Origin of the sequence: Rhizobium sp. 11_C7_N12_5 (genome assembly GCF_051811145.1) — a bacterium.
In the GTDB taxonomy this organism is placed as follows: Bacteria; Pseudomonadota; Alphaproteobacteria; order Rhizobiales; family Rhizobiaceae; genus Rhizobium; species Rhizobium lusitanum.
In genome coordinates this window covers 3,494,883-3,511,840 of the sequence record NZ_JBPWPY010000001.1, presented here as the reverse complement: position 1 = coordinate 3,511,840, position 16,958 = coordinate 3,494,883, and the positions used below count along the sequence as shown (strand labels likewise).

The 16,958-nt window shown below is 61.2% G+C and carries 16 protein-coding genes; 13 read left to right on the top strand and 3 right to left on the bottom strand.

Annotation, left to right across the window (positions count from 1 at the left end; translation table 11 throughout):
* Window positions 1-6: 6 nt before the first annotated feature.
* From hisA to coaA, 4 genes are read left to right on the top strand one after another with little or no spacing between them, the layout of a single operon-like run.
* Window positions 7-750, top strand: a complete 744-nt coding sequence (gene hisA / locus AB8B29_RS17165; RefSeq protein WP_112440814.1) for a 1-(5-phosphoribosyl)-5-[(5-phosphoribosylamino)methylideneamino]imidazole-4-carboxamide isomerase — start codon at window positions 7-9, stop codon at window positions 748-750.
* Complete coding sequence (gene hisF, locus AB8B29_RS17160) at window positions 747-1,535, top strand: imidazole glycerol phosphate synthase subunit HisF (protein ID WP_037195520.1); 789 nt, start codon at window positions 747-749, stop codon at window positions 1,533-1,535. Before hisA ends, hisF begins: the two co-directional genes overlap by 4 nt.
* A 14-nt stretch (window positions 1,536-1,549) precedes the next feature.
* The gene (locus AB8B29_RS17155; RefSeq protein ID WP_037195522.1) at window positions 1,550-1,864 is read left to right on the top strand and encodes a phosphoribosyl-ATP diphosphatase; all 315 of its coding nucleotides are present in this window, start codon (window positions 1,550-1,552) and stop codon (window positions 1,862-1,864) included.
* 6 nt (window positions 1,865-1,870) lie between these two features.
* Window positions 1,871-2,866, top strand: coding sequence for a type I pantothenate kinase (gene coaA, locus AB8B29_RS17150; protein ID WP_037195524.1), 996 nt, complete (start codon window positions 1,871-1,873; stop codon window positions 2,864-2,866).
* Between the two features lie 3 nt (window positions 2,867-2,869).
* On the opposite strand, the gene AB8B29_RS17145 is transcribed toward coaA, so the two are convergent.
* The 3 genes from AB8B29_RS17145 to AB8B29_RS17135 all read right to left on the bottom strand — a co-directional run bounded on the left by AB8B29_RS17145 (window position 2,870) and on the right by AB8B29_RS17135 (window position 5,772).
* Window positions 2,870-3,478, bottom strand: a complete 609-nt coding sequence (locus tag AB8B29_RS17145; RefSeq protein WP_037195526.1) for an alpha-ketoglutarate-dependent dioxygenase AlkB family protein — start codon at window positions 3,476-3,478, stop codon at window positions 2,870-2,872.
* Between the two features lie 129 nt (window positions 3,479-3,607).
* On the bottom strand, window positions 3,608-4,042 hold the full coding sequence (arfB, locus tag AB8B29_RS17140) for an alternative ribosome rescue aminoacyl-tRNA hydrolase ArfB (RefSeq protein ID WP_092573044.1): 435 nt from the start codon (window positions 4,040-4,042) through the stop codon (window positions 3,608-3,610).
* A 119-nt stretch (window positions 4,043-4,161) separates the two neighbouring features.
* A complete protein-coding gene (locus AB8B29_RS17135; protein WP_112440812.1) occupies window positions 4,162-5,772 on the bottom strand; it encodes a phosphoenolpyruvate carboxykinase in 1,611 nt (536 codons plus the stop codon).
* Window positions 5,773-6,122: 350 nt separating this feature from the next.
* Between AB8B29_RS17135 and AB8B29_RS17130 the strand changes: the two genes are divergently transcribed.
* The 9 genes from AB8B29_RS17130 to AB8B29_RS17090 all read left to right on the top strand — a co-directional run bounded on the left by AB8B29_RS17130 (window position 6,123) and on the right by AB8B29_RS17090 (window position 16,953).
* Entirely contained in the window at window positions 6,123-6,854 is a 732-nt protein-coding gene (locus AB8B29_RS17130) for a response regulator transcription factor (protein WP_197072741.1), read from the top strand.
* A gap of 193 nt (window positions 6,855-7,047) precedes the next feature.
* Complete coding sequence (locus AB8B29_RS17125) at window positions 7,048-8,841, top strand: sensor histidine kinase (RefSeq protein WP_037195535.1); 1,794 nt, start codon at window positions 7,048-7,050, stop codon at window positions 8,839-8,841.
* Window positions 8,838-9,302, top strand: coding sequence for an HPr kinase/phosphorylase (locus tag AB8B29_RS17120; RefSeq protein WP_439006613.1), 465 nt, complete (start codon window positions 8,838-8,840; stop codon window positions 9,300-9,302). Before AB8B29_RS17125 ends, AB8B29_RS17120 begins: the two co-directional genes overlap by 4 nt.
* Window positions 9,303-9,456: 154 nt before the next feature.
* A complete protein-coding gene (locus tag AB8B29_RS17115; RefSeq protein ID WP_034481375.1) occupies window positions 9,457-9,858 on the top strand; it encodes a PTS sugar transporter subunit IIA in 402 nt (133 codons plus the stop codon).
* Window positions 9,859-9,875: 17 nt separating this feature from the next.
* On the top strand, window positions 9,876-10,151 hold the full coding sequence (locus AB8B29_RS17110; RefSeq protein WP_037195537.1) for an HPr family phosphocarrier protein: 276 nt from the start codon (window positions 9,876-9,878) through the stop codon (window positions 10,149-10,151).
* 182 nt (window positions 10,152-10,333) lie between these two features.
* On the top strand, window positions 10,334-11,734 hold the full coding sequence (gene ahcY, locus AB8B29_RS17105; protein ID WP_037195540.1) for an adenosylhomocysteinase: 1,401 nt from the start codon (window positions 10,334-10,336) through the stop codon (window positions 11,732-11,734).
* Window positions 11,735-12,050: 316 nt separating this feature from the next.
* Window positions 12,051-14,636, top strand: a complete 2,586-nt coding sequence (locus tag AB8B29_RS17100) for a sensor histidine kinase (protein WP_047559329.1) — start codon at window positions 12,051-12,053, stop codon at window positions 14,634-14,636.
* Window positions 14,633-16,144, top strand: coding sequence for a tRNA (adenosine(37)-N6)-threonylcarbamoyltransferase complex ATPase subunit type 1 TsaE (gene tsaE, locus AB8B29_RS17095; RefSeq protein ID WP_047559332.1), 1,512 nt, complete (start codon window positions 14,633-14,635; stop codon window positions 16,142-16,144). Before AB8B29_RS17100 ends, tsaE begins: the two co-directional genes overlap by 4 nt.
* A gap of 77 nt (window positions 16,145-16,221) precedes the next feature.
* Complete coding sequence (locus tag AB8B29_RS17090) at window positions 16,222-16,953, top strand: nucleotidyltransferase family protein (RefSeq protein ID WP_037195545.1); 732 nt, start codon at window positions 16,222-16,224, stop codon at window positions 16,951-16,953.
* Window positions 16,954-16,958: the final 5 nt, after the last annotated feature.

Below are 16,958 nucleotides of genomic sequence, written 5' to 3'. Positions count from 1 at the left end.
GAAATCATGATTCTTTTCCCCGCTATCGACCTAAAAGACGGCCAATGCGTGCGCCTCAAGCTCGGCGACATGGAGCAGGCGACCGTCTACAATGCCGATCCGGCGGCTCAGGCGAAAGCCTTCGAAGACCAGGGCTTCGAGTGGCTGCATGTGGTCGACCTCAACGGCGCCTTCGCCGGCGAGACCGTCAACGGCGCTGCCGTCGACGCCATCCTCAAGGCAACGAAGAACCCGGTACAGCTCGGCGGCGGCATCCGCACCCTCGAGCATATGGAAAACTGGCTGTCGCGCGGTCTGACCCGCGTCATCCTCGGCACGGTCGCCGTGCGCGATCCGGCGCTTGTCGTCGAAGCCTGCAGGCAGTTTCCGGGCCATATCGCCGTCGGTATCGACGCCAAGGGCGGCAAGGTGGCGGTCGAGGGCTGGGCGGAAGCCTCCGAACTCGGCGTCATCGAGCTGGCGAAACAATTCGAAGGCGCCGGCGTCGCCGCCATCATCTACACCGACATCGACCGCGACGGGATTCTCACCGGCATCAATTGGGCTTCGACACTGGAACTGGCCGAAGCTGTTTCCATCCCGGTCATTGCCTCCGGCGGATTGGCTTCGCTTGACGATATCCGCCGCATGATCGAGCCTGACGCCCGCAAACTGGAGGGTGCGATTTCCGGCCGCGCGCTCTATGATGGCCGCATCGACCCTAAGGAAGCACTGGCACTGATCAAGCAGGCCAGGGAGGCAGTGCAATGACCCTGAAAGCCCGCGTCATCCCCTGCCTCGACGTCAAGGACGGCCGCGTCGTCAAGGGTGTCAACTTCCTCAATCTCGTCGATGCCGGCGATCCCGTCGAGGCGGCCAAGGCCTATGATGCCGCCGGCGCCGACGAGCTCTGCTTTCTCGACATCACGGCCTCTTCCGACAATCGCGAAACCATCTTCGATGTGGTGGCGCGCACCGCCGAGCAATGCTTCATGCCGGTGACTGTCGGCGGCGGCGTGCGTTCCATCGCCGATATCCGCAAGCTGCTGCTCTGCGGCGCCGACAAGGTGTCGATCAATTCGGCAGCCGTCAATAATCCGGATTTCGTCGCCGAAGCGGCCGACAAGTTCGGCAACCAGTGCATCGTCGTCTCGATCGATGCCAAGCGGCGGCGAACCGAGGCGCTCGGCGGCGACAATATGAGCGCCTGGGAGATCTATACCCATGGCGGCCGCAACGCGACCGGCATCGACGCCGTCGATTTCGCGCGCCGGATGGTCGAGCGCGGCGCCGGCGAGCTTCTCGTCACTTCCATGGATCGCGACGGCACCAAGGTCGGCTACGATCTGGAGCTGACGCGGGCGATCGCGGATGCCGTGCGGGTGCCTGTTATCGCGTCCGGCGGCGTCGGCGACCTCGACGATCTCGTCGCCGGTGTCAAGGAAGGCCATGCGACGGCGGTGCTCGCCGCCTCGATCTTCCACTTCGGCACCTATTCGGTGGGCGAAGCAAAGCGCTACATGGCGGAGCGCGGCATTCCCATGCGGCTCGATTAGGAGGCAGCGAACCAATGAGCGGATTTACCCTCTCCGACCTCGAACGAATTGTCGAGGAGCGTTCCAAGGCCTCGCCGGAGGAATCCTGGACCGCCAGGCTATGCGCCGCCGGCCAGCCGAAAGCCGCGAAGAAATTGGGCGAGGAAGCGATCGAGGCCGTGATGGCGGCGGTCACCAACGATCACGACAACCTCACCTATGAGGCCGCGGACTTGCTTTATCATCTTATGGTCGTATTGAAGATTGCAGGCATTCCGTTGCAGAATGTCATGGGTGAGCTCGAAAGGCGCACCTCACAATCCGGCCTTCAGGAGAAGGCGCGCCGGTAGAGAGCGATGACGATAGCAACCAAGACCCCGACTGCGCCCGAGACGCTCGATATTTTTCAGGCGAAAGCCTATTCGCCCTATTATTTCTTTTCTTCGGAAGAGTGGGCGAAATTCCGGGCCGACACACCGCTGACGCTGACGGCCGACGAAGTGACGCGGCTGCGCTCGATGGGCGACCCGATCGATCTCAACGAGGTCCGGCGCATCTATCTGTCGCTGTCGCGCCTTTTGTCCTCGCATGTGGAATCCTCGCAGATCCTGTTCGAGCAGCGCAACCGGTTCCTGAGCCTCTCGAATGTCGCCAAGACACCGTTCGTCATCGGCATTGCCGGCTCCGTCGCCGTCGGCAAGTCCACCACGGCCCGTATCCTCAAAGAACTGTTGCGCCGCTGGCCGTCGAGCCCGAAGGTCGACCTGATCACCACGGACGGCTTTCTCTATCCGAATGCGGAGCTGCAGCGCCGCAACCTGATGCAGCGCAAGGGTTTTCCGGAAAGCTACGATACGGCAGCGCTGCTGCGCTTCCTCTCGGCGATCAAGGCAGGACAGCCGGATGTGAAGGCGCCCTGCTATTCGCACCTCGTCTATGACGTGCTGCCGAATGAATTCAAGACGGTCGACCGTCCGGATATCCTGATCTTCGAAGGCATCAACGTGCTGCAATCGCGGCATCTGCCGGCCGATGGCAAGATCGTACCGATGGTTTCAGATTTCTTCGACTTCTCGATCTATATCGACGCCGACGAGGAGCTTATCCATACCTGGTATGTCGCCCGCTTCATGAAGCTGCGCGAAACCGCCTTCCGCGATCCCAATTCCTTCTTCCACCGCTACGCCTCGATCAGCGGCGAGGAGGCCCTGGCCATCGCCGAAGGGCTCTGGAAGAACATCAACCTCAAGAACCTGCGCCAGAACATCCTGCCGACGCGGCCACGCGCCGACCTCATCCTGCAGAAGGGCAAGAATCACCTGATCGAACAGGTGGCGTTGAGGAAGCTCTGAGGCTCAGGGCTGAACACGCCTTAAGGTCAGGTTTATCCGGCCGCCATTCTTCAAGAGTGTCGACGTTGCCGGATAGATGCGATCGACGCCGTGGAAGCATAGCCTTCCCTCCCCGCCGAGAACGACGATATCGCCGCTCGCAAGCTTGAAGGATAGCGTGCGATCGTTGCGGTTGAGACCGCCGACCCGGAAGAGGCAGCTATTACCTAGCGAGATCGACAGGACGGGTGCAGCCAGATCCTGCTCGTCACGGTCCTGATGCAACCCCATGCGGGCATCGTCAGCGTAGAAATTGACGAGACAGGCCTGCGGCGGCTTTTCATAGCCAGCTATATCATTCCAGAGATCGAGCAATTGCGGCGGCATGGCCGGCCATGGTCGGCCGGTGACGGGATGCGTCGGCTGATAGCGATAGCCGCGCTGCTTGTCCGTCACCCAGCCGAGCGCACCGCAATTGGTCATGCGCACCGACATTTCCTTGCCTGTCCCGGGCATGGCGGGCGTGAACAGCGGCGCTTCGGCCACGATTGCGCGGATGGCCTCGACCAGGCCTTCCTGTTTGGGGCGATCGAGATAGTCGGGGAGATGGCGAATTCCGTTGGGAAGCAGCATTGATGTTTTCCTGATGGTGCCGGCCAGGTGAATGTGCCGTCGTCGCAGGCACGCAGCTGCCGCGAAATCAGATCGCCCGACAATCCGCATTCTAATCCCGCCAACCAAAAGCGCAGCCCGAAAGCCGGCTTAATCGCCGCCAGGCTTGCCGCGCATCTTCTTGACTTCGGAGCGCCCGGATTTTTCCTTCAGCCGGCGCTCGATGGAACCCTTCGTCGGCTTGGTCTTCCTGCGCGGCGGCGGCGGCGGGGCCGCGGCTTCGAGGATCAGTTCCTTCAGGCGTTCGCGGGCATCCTCGCGATTGCGATCCTGGCTGCGGAAACGGCTGGACTCGATCATCAGCACGCCGTCCTTGGAAAGGCGCCGCCCGGCAAGCCTCGCCGCATTTGCCTTGACGCGCTCGTTGAGCGACGGCGAATTCTGGAGGCTGAAGAAAAGCTGGACCGCCGTCGCAACCTTGTTGACGTTCTGGCCGCCAGGACCGCCCGCCAGAACGAATTGTTCCGTCAGCTCCCAGCCGGCGATGGTGATCCGGTCGTTGATGTAAAGCGCTTCGCTGGCCATGGTTTTCTCCGCGCCTGTCTATCCCACATCGGAGCGCGGTTGAAAACTACTGCCGGGCAAAATGAAAACCCGGCGAACTGGTCGCCGGGTTTCACGTGAGTCATTCCCGTTCTGGATGTTTATTCTGCTGCGACGGGCATTCCCGGCGCCGCGTCGCGGACATTGCCGTCGACGTGATCCTCGAACTTGGCGAAGTTGGTCACGAACATCTGGACCAGCTTCTTGGCCTGCGCGTCATAGGCCTCGCCATCGGCCCAGGTGGAGCGCGGGTCGAGGATGGCCGTGTCGACGCCCTCGACGGCAACCGGCACCGCAAAGCCGAAATTCGGATCGATGCGGAATTCGACATTGTCGAGATCGCCCTTCAGTGCGGCGGCCAGCAGGGCACGCGTCGCCTTGATCGGCATGCGCCGTCCCGTCCCGTAGGCGCCGCCGGTCCAGCCGGTGTTGACCAGCCAGCAGCGGGCACCGTGGCGGGCGATCAGCTCCTTGAGCAGATTGCCGTATTCGGCCGGATGGCGGGGCATGAAGGGAGCGCCGAAGCAGGTCGAGAACGTGGCTTCCGGCTCGACGACGCCCTTCTCCGTGCCGGCGACCTTGGCGGTGTAACCGGAGAGAAAGTGGTACATCGCCTGTTCCGGCGTCAGCCTGGCGATCGGCGGCATGACGCCGAAGGCATCGGCCGTCAGCATGATGATCGTCTCGGGATGGCCTGTTAAGCCGGATTCCGAGGCGTTCGGGATGAAATGCAGCGGATAGGCGCTGCGGGTATTCTCCGTCAGCGAACCATCGTCGAGATCCGGGCGGCCATGCTCGTCCAACACGACATTTTCCAGCACCGTGCCGAAGCGGCGGGTCGTGGCGTAGATTTCCGGCTCGGCCTCGGCCGACAGGCGAATGGTCTTGGCGTAGCAGCCGCCTTCGAAGTTGAAGATGCCGTTTTCGCCCCAACCATGCTCGTCGTCGCCGATGAGCGTGCGCGTCGGATCGGCTGAGAGCGTCGTCTTGCCGGTGCCCGACAGACCAAAGAAGATCGCGGCGTCGCCATCAGGGCCGACATTGGCCGAGCAGTGCATCGGCATGACGCCGCGTTCCGGCAGCAGATAGTTCAGCGCGGTGAAGACCGATTTCTTCATTTCGCCGGCATAGGACGTGCCGCCGATCAGAACGATGCCGTTGACCAGATCACAGGCAATCACCGTTTCCGTGCGGCAGCCGTAACGCTCCGGATCGGCGCGGAAGCTCGGCAGGTCGATGATCGTCAGCCTGGGCACGAAGCTTTCGAGCGCCGAACGTTCGGGACGGATCAACAGGTTGCGGATGAACAGCGAATGCCAGGCGAATTCCGTGATGACACGCGTCGGCAGGGCGTAGTCGCGATCGGCACCGCCGATGAGATCCTGGACGAACAGGTCCTTGCCATGCGCATGCGCCAGCATATCTTCCTGCAACAGCGCGAAGTGCTCCGGCGACATCGGCTTGTTGTTGTCCCACCAGATCTGATCTTCGGTGGTGGCGTCGCGCACGACGAACTTGTCCTTCGGGGAACGGCCGGTGTGCTGCCCGGTCAGCGCCCTCAGCACACCATCGGCGGTGAGATCAGCTTCGCGGCGGCGAATCGCCTCTTCATAGAGGTGGGCCTCCATGAGGTTATAGCGCACGCTGGCGGCGGCTCCCAGGCCGATCGTTCCCAGTTCGGTTGCGGGATTACGGACGCCGAATTGCTCCATCACTTTTTTCCTCAACAAGGCCTTGGCCGTTAGAACTTTCTAAAGCGTAGAGACGTCTTTTTAAAAGCACAAGAGCGAAAAACAAAAAATATTTAATGATATCAGTTATTTAATCGATTTAAATAAACTTCGATAATTTTAAATCGTTTGAATTGACAACACCGGGACGTTTCGTCGCACAACCTTTGAGCAAGCGCGTCGCGGTTCGACAATCCACCCCTTTATCTTTGCCACAATTTGTTCCACCTTTATCCCCATAAGCGCGCCAGGTTACCGCCGACCGAGCTGGCAAACCGCCTGGGCTGGATTCCAAATCCGGGAGACGCGCACTGATGACGGAGACGAATACCATGTTGACAATCGCGCTCGTTGACGACGACCGCAATATCCTGACTTCCGTGTCGATTGCCTTGGAAGCAGAGGGATATAAGGTAGAGACCTATACGGACGGCGCGTCCGCGCTCGATGGTCTGCTCGCCCGGCCGCCGCAGCTGGCGATCTTCGATATCAAGATGCCGCGCATGGATGGCATGGAACTTCTGCGCCGCCTGCGGCAGAAGTCCGATATACCGGTGATCTTCCTCACCTCGAAGGATGAGGAGATCGACGAACTCTTCGGCCTGAAGATGGGCGCCGACGACTTCATCACCAAGCCTTTCTCGCAGCGCCTGCTGGTCGAGCGCGTCAAGGCGGTGCTCCGCCGCGCTTCCGCCCGCGAGGCCGCGAACGCAGCCGGCGGCAGCGCAGCTGCCAAGCCGGGTGCCACGCAGCAGGCCCGCTCGCTGGAGCGCGGCCAGCTCGTCATGGACCAGGAGCGGCATACCTGCACCTGGAAGGGCGAGCCGGTGACGCTGACCGTCACGGAATTCCTGATCCTGCATTCCCTGGCGCAGCGCCCCGGCGTCGTGAAGAGCCGCGACGCTCTGATGGACGCCGCCTACGACGAGCAGGTCTATGTCGACGACCGCACGATCGACAGCCACATCAAGCGGCTCCGCAAGAAATTCAAGATGGTCGATCTCGATTTTGATATGATCGAGACGCTGTATGGCGTCGGCTACCGCTTCCGCGAAGCTGCCTGAGCCGGATGATTTTAGGTCGGATCGACCTAAAATCTGAATCCGCTCCGGAACCAGCAATAGGGCATGACGTCGTCCGAAATCCCCTCACACCTTTCGGCATCATGCCCGAATAGTTAACTGGACCATACAGCGGGCAATGGAATAAGAGCATGCGGACGGGACCGCGATCCCGTTCTTCGAAAGGGCCATTGGATTGGCACAGCTGGTGCAGGACAGAGATATAGATGACGCGGAAAGCCCGAGCGGCGCTCGACCTGCGCGCCGCCGATGGACTCATCCGTTCACGCTGATCCGCCGAATCTTCGGCAATGCCGTCTTTTCGAGCCTGACGCGGCGCATCCTGTTCTTCAATCTTGCCGCCCTTGTCGTTCTTGTCGGCGGCATTCTCTATCTCAACCAGTTCCGGGAAGGCCTGATCGACGCGCGCGTCGAGAGCCTGCTGACCCAGGGCGAAATCATCGCCGGTGCCGTTTCCGCCTCGGCATCGGTCGACACCAATTCCATCACCATCGATCCGCAGAAGCTGCTCGAGCTGCAGGCCGGCCAGAGCATTACGCCTGTTCCGAACGACGAGGACCTGGAATTCCCGATCGATCCGGAAAAGGTGGCGCCGGTGCTGACCCGGTTGATCTCGCCGACACGCACCCGCGCCCGCATCTTCGACGCCGATGCCAATCTGCTGCTCGACAGCCGCCACCTCTATTCCCGCGGCCAGGTGCTGCGCTATGACCTGCCGCCTGTTGACGACGAGAAGCAGAGCTGGTCGGACTGGTTCAGCGGGTTATTGAACAAGATGCTGCAGCCAGGCAACCTGCCTGTTTACAAGGAAGCGCCCGGAGGCGACGGTTCGATCTATCCGGAAGTCATGAACGCACTGACCGGCGTGCGCGGTGCCGTCGTCCGCACCACGGAAAAGGGCGAACTGATCGTCTCGGTCGCAGTGCCCATCCAGCGTTTCCGGGCTGTGCTCGGCGTGCTTTTGCTCTCGACCCAAGCCGGCGACATCGACAAGATCGTCCATGCCGAGCGCCTGGCGATCATGCGCGTCTTCGGCGTTGCGACGCTGGTCAACGTCGTCCTGTCGCTGCTTCTGTCGTCAACCATCGCCAATCCGCTGCGCCGGCTCTCGGCCGCCGCCATTCGCGTGCGCCGCGGCGGGGCGAAGGAGCGCGAGGAAATTCCCGATTTCTCCGCCCGCCAGGACGAGATCGGCAACCTATCGATCGCGCTGCGCGACATGACGTCGGCGCTCTACGACCGCATCGATGCGATCGAAAGTTTTGCCGCCGATGTCAGCCACGAGCTGAAGAACCCGCTGACATCCCTGCGCAGCGCCGTCGAGACGCTGCCGCTGGCCAAGAGCGACGATTCCAAGAAGCGGCTGATGGATGTGATCCAGCATGATGTGCGCCGCCTCGACAGGCTGATCAGCGATATCTCCGACGCCTCGCGTCTCGACGCTGAACTCGCCCGCTCGGATGAAAAATCGCTCGATCTGGAAGTGCTGCTGCGCGACATGATCGATATTTCCCGCCAGGTCGGACACAGCAAGAGGGCAGTCGAGATTGAGTATTTGGTCGACCGCAAGCCGGCCAACAAGGCGAAGTTCACCGTCGTCGGTCACGACTTGCGTATCGGCCAGATCGTCACCAATCTCATCGAAAACGCTCGATCCTTCGTCCCGAACGGCACCGGGAAGATCACGGTGAGGCTGACGCGCACGAGGACGCGCTGCGTCATCTACATCGAGGACAATGGCCCCGGCATCCAGGCCGAGGACATCGACCGCATCTTCGAACGTTTCTATACCGACCGGCCGGATTCGGAGGAGTTCGGGCAGAATTCGGGTCTCGGCCTGTCGATCAGCCGACAGATTGCCGAGGCGCATGGCGGATCGCTCCGCGCGGAGAACATTATCGACACTGACGGCACAACGCTGCTGGGCGCCCGCTTCATCCTGTCTCTGCCCGCCGAGACACCAGCATGAGCGGCCGCTTGACCGTCGAAGCAGCCAATATTCACGCGACAGCGATCGTCATCGGCAAGACCGGCCTATTGTTCCTGGGGCCTTCGGGCAGCGGCAAATCCTCGCTCGCCTTTTCATGTCTGACAGCCGCCAAGCCGCTCGGGCTCGCCGCAGCGCTGGTCGCCGACGACCGGGTATTGATCGCAGAGCACGATGGTTCCATTCTCGCCGAATGCCCGCCTTCGATCGCCGGCCTGATGGAAATCCGCTACACCGGCATTGTTCGCCTGCCTTACGTTCAGAAGGCCGAAATGCACTTCGCTATCCGTCCGGTCGATCCAGCGACGGCGGAAAGGCTGCCTCCCGAGGACGAGCAGATAAACGTGACCGGCTCCATCCGGCTGCCGCTGGTCCGCCTGTCTGCCAACTCGCTGAATCCGCTCGCAACAATTATGGCGAAAATCGCTTCCAGTTTGGATTAATCGGCCTTTTAAGCCTTCACAGGCGTTCAAATCCTGTATTTTAAGCTTGCACTTCGTCTTTTCATCGCCAAGATGTCCCCCCAACTGGTGGACGACATTGCTGCATTGCGATATTGGCCACCTGTTTGCGTAATGCGATGGGAGCAGTAATATCATGATCGGACTTGTGCTTGTCACTCATGGCAAGCTAGCTGAAGAGTTTCGGCATGCGGTCGAGCATGTCGTTGGTCCGCAGAAGTTCATAGAAACGGTATCCATTGGTCCCGAAGACGACATGGACAAGCGGCGACAGGATATCCTGCAAGCCGTCGCCGGCGCGGATGATGGCCACGGCGTCATCATCTTGACCGACATGTTCGGCGGCACGCCCTCCAATCTTGCAATTTCCGTCATGAATAGCGGCCATACCGAGGTCATCGCCGGCGTCAATCTGCCGATGCTCATCAAGCTTGCAGGCGTGCGCGGCGACAACAACATGGAGAAGGCTCTGGTTGAAGCTTCGGAGGCCGGACGCAAATACATCAACGTAGCCAGCCGTGTGCTCAGCGGCAAATGACGGACAGCACCGCCTCTATGACCGAGCTTTCCAGGGAACTCCTGATCATCAATAAGCGAGGCCTCCACGCCCGCGCCTCCGCCAAATTCGTCCAGACCGTCGAAGCCTACGACGCCGCCATCACCGTTTCCAAGGACGGGACGACGGTCGGCGGCAATTCGATCATGGGCCTGATGATGCTGGCGGCCAGCCCCGGCTGCAGCGTGCTGGTGACGGCGAGCGGCAATCAGGCCGCCGAAGCGCTCGAGGCGCTGGACCTGCTTGTGGCCAACAAGTTCGGCGAGGAAATCTAAGTTTTCCTCTTGGCTGCCGCCAGGATATAAAGACATAAAGACTTCTTTATATCATTATTGATTTCCAGCCTGAAGCCTGCTACACGGCATCATCCCACACGCTGTCAGCGTGCAATTCTTGTTGCATTCGGCCGAGGCGTTTTGCCCACGGCGCGGTTGCATCGTTCAGGCTGGAGATCTTCATGAGCACTGAAAAAGACTACGTCGTCGCGGATATCGGCCTTGCCGACTTCGGTCGCAAGGAAATCACGATCGCCGAAACCGAAATGCCGGGCCTGATGGCCTGCCGCGCCGAGTTCGGCGAAACGAAGCCGCTGAAGGGCGCGCGCATCACCGGCTCGCTGCACATGACGATTCAAACAGCCGTTCTCATCGAGACGCTGGTGGCGCTCGGCGCCGAGGTTCGCTGGGCATCCTGCAACATCTTTTCGACCCAGGACCATGCCGCTGCGGCGATTGCTGCTTCCGGCGTGCCGGTCTTCGCCATCAAGGGCGAAAGCCTCGAGGACTACTGGATCTACACCGATAAGATCTTCCAGTGGACCGATGGCGGCCTGTCCAACATGATCCTCGACGACGGCGGCGATGCCACCATGTACATCCTGCTCGGCGCCCGCGCCGAAGCCGGCGAGGACGTGCTCTCCAACCCCCATTCCGAAGAAGAGGAAATCCTCTTCGCGCAGATCAAGAAGCGCCTTCAGGCTTCGCCGGGCTGGTTCACCAAGCAGCGCGACGCCATCAAGGGCGTGACCGAAGAAACCACCACGGGCGTCAACCGCCTCTATCAGCTTAGCCAGAAGGGCCTGCTGCCCTTCCCGGCGATCAACGTCAACGACTCGGTCACTAAGTCGAAGTTCGACAACAAGTACGGCTGCAAGGAATCGCTGGTTGACGGCATCCGCCGCGCAACCGACGTCATGATGGCCGGCAAGGTCGCTGTCGTCTGCGGCTATGGCGACGTCGGCAAGGGCTCTGCCGCGTCGCTTTCCGGCGCCGGCGCCCGCGTCAAGGTTACGGAAGTCGATCCGATCTGCGCGCTCCAGGCTGCGATGGACGGTTACGAAGTCGTTCAGCTCGAAGACGTCGTCTCCAGCGCCGACATCTTCATCTCCACGACCGGCAACAAGGACGTCATCCGCATCGACCATATGCGCGCGATGAAGGACATGGCGATCGTCGGCAACATCGGCCACTTCGACAACGAAATCCAGGTTGCCGCTCTGCGTAACCTGAAGTGGACGAACGTCAAGCCGCAGGTCGACCTGATCGAGTTCGCCAAGGGCAACCGCATCATCCTCTTGTCGGAAGGCCGCCTGCTGAACCTCGGCAACGCCACCGGCCATCCATCCTTCGTCATGTCCGCTTCCTTCACCAACCAGACACTGGCGCAGATCGAGCTCTTCACCAAGCCCGGTCAGTATCAGAATCAGGTCTACGTGCTGCCGAAGCACCTCGACGAAAAGGTCGCCCGCCTGCATCTCGCCAAGCTCGGCGTAAAATTGACCGAGCTTTCGGACGAGCAGGCCGCGTATATCGGCGTCACGACCCAAGGTCCTTTCAAGTCTGACCACTACAGATACTGATTTTAAGATCAATATCCACAACATCTTGTGGCCCCGGCATTGACAAATGCCGGGGCTTATTTTTTGGCCAGCTCCCTTCCCGCAGATTCCCTTAGGCAGTATTGTTTTTGAACTTGATTCGTGACGAACCGGCGCGCCCGGAGCCATGAAAATGGGATGTCTTGTCAGGATGCGGCACAGTAGAGCCGGATGATGTTAGGTCGGCTCGACCTAACATCTGAATCCGCTCTCCAATCAAATAAGTAGAGCATGATGTCATCCGAAAACCGCTTACACTTTTCGGCATCATGCTCTGAAGGACGGAGACAGACCTCTTATGTCTGAAGGGGAAGACAACTTGCATCAGCCAGTGCTACGCGGAGCGGCAGCGTGGTTGCGGCAGGGCGGCGCATATATGTTTTTACCGCGGACGAAGCGAGGGAATGACAAGGGTCGGCTGGCCTCGCTGACCCGTCTGTTGCGGCTCAGCGTGTTCGGTGGCCTCGTTACCGGCCTGGCGGGTCCTGTTCTCGCGCAGAGCAACATCGCGTCGCAGGCGACCGTGCGCCTCTTCACCTCTTCCGAAATGGCTGTTTTTTCCATCATCATCGGCGTCATTTCCGCCGCTCTGCTGTCGACCGTGTGGATGGTCCGGCAGCGTGGCAATTTGGAAAACGAAAGCCGCGAGATCCGCACGGCGCTGTCCGATGCCAATCAACGCATTTCCCAGTATCAGGCGCTGATCGCCGACAAGAACCGCCGTATCGTCATCTGGGATGGCCAGAATGCGCGCCCGGAGCTGCTCGGCCAGCTCCCGGTCGAGACCGGCGCGCCCCAGGACAACGAATTCCTTGCTTTCGGCCGCTGGCTGAAGTCGTGGTCGGCCGGCGAGCTGGACAAGGCGATCGACAAGCTGCGCGGCAACGGCCAGAGCTTCGACATGGTGGTCGAGACCAACCGCGACGAGATCCTAGAAGCGCAGGGCCGCATTTCCGGCGGCCGCGCCTTCGTTCGCTTCATCGCGCTCAACAATCTGCGCGCCGAACTGGCCGAGCTGAAGATCGAGCGCGACCGGCTGATGACGTCGATCTCCGCCTTCCAGAATCTGCTCGACGCCATCGACCTGCCGGTCTGGCAGCGCGATGCAGAAGGCAAGCTGACCTGGATCAACCAGGCCTATGGCGAAGCTGTTGAAGCCGTCTCGACGGAGGAAGCCATCCGCGAGGGGCGCGAATTCCTGACGACCGTGGCCCGCGAGCGCATTCGCGCTTCGGCGACCCCGGAATCGCCCTTTCACGAAAAGATTTCGACGGTCGTGCACGGCAACCGCACGTTCTTCGACGTCATCGACGTAAAGTCTCCGAGCGGCTCCGCCGGCATCGCCATCGACGTTTCCGAGGCGGAAGCGGTCCGGGCCGAGCTGGCGCGTACGCTGAAGAGTCATGCCGAGACGCTCGATCATCTGGCGACGCCGGTTGCGATCTTCGACGGCGACAGACGGCTGCAGTTCTACAATCAGGCTTTCGTCCAGCTCTGGGAGCTCGACATCGCCTTCCTCGAGAAGCGCCCCGACAATAGCGAGATCCTGGACCGGCTGCGCGGCGCCAAGAAGCTGCCCGAGCAGCTGAACTGGAAGACATGGAAGGACGGCGTCCTTTCGGTCTATCGCGCGCTCGATACGCAGAGCGACCTCTGGCACCTGCCCAATGGCCAGATTTTGAGGGTTTTCGCCACGGCGCATCCCCAGGGCGGCGCCACCTGGGTGTTCGAGAACCTGACCGAGCAGGTCGACCTTGAGACGCGCTACAATACGTTGGTCAAGGTGCAGGGCGAGACCATCGACCACCTATCCGAAGGCGTTGCCGTCTTCGGGCCTGATGGCCGTATCCGCCTTTCAAACCCGGCCTTCCGCATTCTGTGGAACATCACGGAGGCGCAGGCCAAGCCCGGCACGCATATCCAGGCGCTGGCCGAGGCCTGCACGCCATCCTACGACCGACCGGACGGCTGGAAGCGCTTTGCCGAGCAGATCACCAGCTTCGATGACGAGCGGCCGTCGTCGCAGGGCACGCTGGAGCTCTATTCAAATCTGGTGCTCGATTACGCCGTCATTCCGCTGCCGAATGCGCAGACCATGCTGACCTTCGTCAACAAGACGGACAGCGTGCGCGCCGAACGGGCACTGACCGAGAAGAACGAGGCGCTGCTGAAGGCGGACGAACTGAAGAACGACTTCGTCCAGCATGTCTCCTACGAACTGCGTTCGCCGCTGACCAACATCATCGGCTTCACCGATCTCCTGAAGACGCCCGGCATCGGCTCGCTGAACGATCGGCAGGCCGAATATATCGACCATATCTCCACCTCGTCGTCGGTGCTGCTGACGCTGGTCAACGATATTCTCGACCTGGCGACGGTCGATGCCGGCATCATGCGGCTGAACTATTCCGAGATCGTGCTCAGCGATCTCCTAGACGAAGTATCGATGCAGATCGCCGACCGGCTGCAGGAAAGCGGCGTGACGCTGGAAATCACCGTACCCGCCCATCTCGGCTCCATTGTCGCCGACCAGCAGCGGCTGAAGCAGATTTTGCTCAAGCTTCTGACCAATGCCGCCAATTTCGCGCCCGAGGGATCGACTATCGCGCTGACCTGCGGACGCGAAGGCACGGATTTCGTCTTCTCGGTCGCGGACAACGGCCCCGGCATATCGGAAGATCTGATCCACACGGTCTTCAACCGCTTCGCTTCCAACGGCAAGGGCGGCAAGCGCAGCGGCGCGGGCCTTGGCCTTTCCATCGTGGAAAGCTTTGTCAGCCTGCATGACGGCCAGGTCTCGATCGAAAGCGAGCCAGGCAAGGGAACGAAGGTGACCTGCCGTATTCCGTCCGCCGGACTGCCCCACTCCGTCGCAGCAGAATGACAGCAACCGACACCAGCATCTCCCTCTTCCTTGCAGATGATACGGCCACCGCCCAGCTTGGGGAGGATCTGGCGCTGGCGTTGAAGGCAGGCGACTGCGTGGCGCTTTCCGGCGACCTCGGCGCAGGCAAATCATCGCTCGCACGCGCGCTGCTGCGTGCCATGGCCGATGACGCGGAACTCGACGTACCAAGCCCGACCTTTACGCTCGTGCAGTCCTATGAGCTGCGCATCCCCGTCTCCCATTTTGACCTTTATCGCCTTGGCGATCCCAGCGAATTGATGGAACTCGGCTTCGACGAAGCGCTGCAGACTGGCATCTGCCTCGTCGAATGGCCTGAAATGGCGGAAAGCGAGCTGCCGAAAGAGCGCATCGTAATCAAACTGGAACATGAGGGTGAAGGACGGCGGGCGACGATCATGGCGCCGGCCAGGCAAATGGCGCGCATCCGGCGCGTGCTGGCGATACGCGCCTTTCTCGATGCTAGTGGCTATGCAGGCGCCCGGCGCCGCTTCCTGACCGGGGACGCCTCGCTGCGGGCCTATGAGTCCATCTATCCGCGTGGCGAGGGCAGCCGTGTGATCCTGATGGATTGGCCGCCACTACCGGAGGGACCGCCGGTGCTCGATGGCAAGCCCTATCCGAAGGTCGCGCATCTCGCCGAAAATGCCTACCCCTTCGTGGCTCTCGCCGACATTCTCCGCGAGAACGGCTTTGCCACACCCGATATCTTCTCCGTCGACTACGAGCAAGGCATCCTGCTGATCGAGGATCTCGGCACCGACGGCGTGCTCGACGAGCATGGCAGGCCCATCGCCGAGCGCTATCGCGCCAGCGTCGCGTGCCTCGCACATCTGCACAGCCTTACCATTCCCCACGATATTCCGGTGACGCCGGATCATACCCATCACATTCCGGATTTCGACCGGACCGCCATGAAGATGGAAGCGCGGCTGCTTCTCGACTGGCATCTGCCCTGGAAACGCGGCACCCCGGCCAGCGACGCCGAACGCGCCGATTATCTGGCGATCTGGGATCAGCTCATCGACCAGCTTGATGACGCGGAAAAAAACCTGCTGCTGCGCGACATGCATTCGCCCAACATCATCTGGCGGGCGGCGGAAAAGGGCATTCAGCGCATCGGTCTCATTGATTTCCAGGACGCGATGATCGGGCCTACGTCCTATGATCTCGCCTCGCTCGTGCAGGATGCGCGCGTGACGATCGAGCGCGATCTCCACGATCAGCTGATATCGGACTACCTCGCACTTCGGCATGCCGAGGGCGGCTTCGACGAGGCCAAGTTCCTGAAAAGCTGGGCCATCATGTCGGCGCAGCGCAACTGCAAGCTCGCCGGCCTCTGGGTGCGGCTGCTGCAGCGTGACGGCAAACCCGGCTACCTCAAGCACATGCCGCGCACCCTCGCCTATCTCGCCATCGCCTTCGAGCATGAGGCGCTGGCTCCCTTGCGCGAATGGTGCGAGAAAGCCGGTATCGGCGGGGCATAGCGACCGAAGACCCGGCGACGGCTTTCCGGCCTTGTGCTAAAGGAAAGCAAGCGACCGAATCACGAGTTCGAGACGAGATGACCATCAAGCAAGCCATGGTATTGGCCGCGGGGCTCGGAACCCGCATGCGGCCGATCACCGACACCATCCCGAAGCCGCTGGTGAAGATCGGCGGCAAGCCGATGATCGATTACGCACTGGACGCATTGGCCGAAGCCGGCGTCGAGCGTGCAGTCGTCAATGTGCATCACCATGCCGACCAGATGGAAGCGCATCTGCGTAGCTATCGCGGGCTCGAGATCCTGATCTCAGACGAGCGGGACGCGCTGATGAACAACGGCGGCGGCCTGGTCAAAGGCTTCAAGCTGCTGAGCCGCGACCCGGTTTTCGTGATGAATGCCGATCTGTTCTGGATCGGCGAACGGCCAGGCGAACCGACGAACCTTGAGCGTTTAGCCGGATTCTACGACGCCTCCCACATGGACATGGCCATGCTCTGCGTCGAGCTGGAAAAAACGACGGGCCATAACGGCAAGAACGATTTCAGCATGACAGAAGACGGCCGGCTCCAGCGCTATCGAGACGCGCCGCATGACGGCGTCGTCTATGCAGGCGCCATCGCGATGGATCCGTCGCTCCTCGACGACGCACCGGCTGACGCCTTCAACATCAATATATACTTCGACAAGGCCATTGCCCGCGGCCGGCTCTACGGCACGATGCTCGACGGTCACTGGCTGACTGTGGGGACACCCGAGGCAGTCGGCGAGGCGGAGGAAACGATCCGGACTTTCCGGGCGTTTGCGTGAGGCCC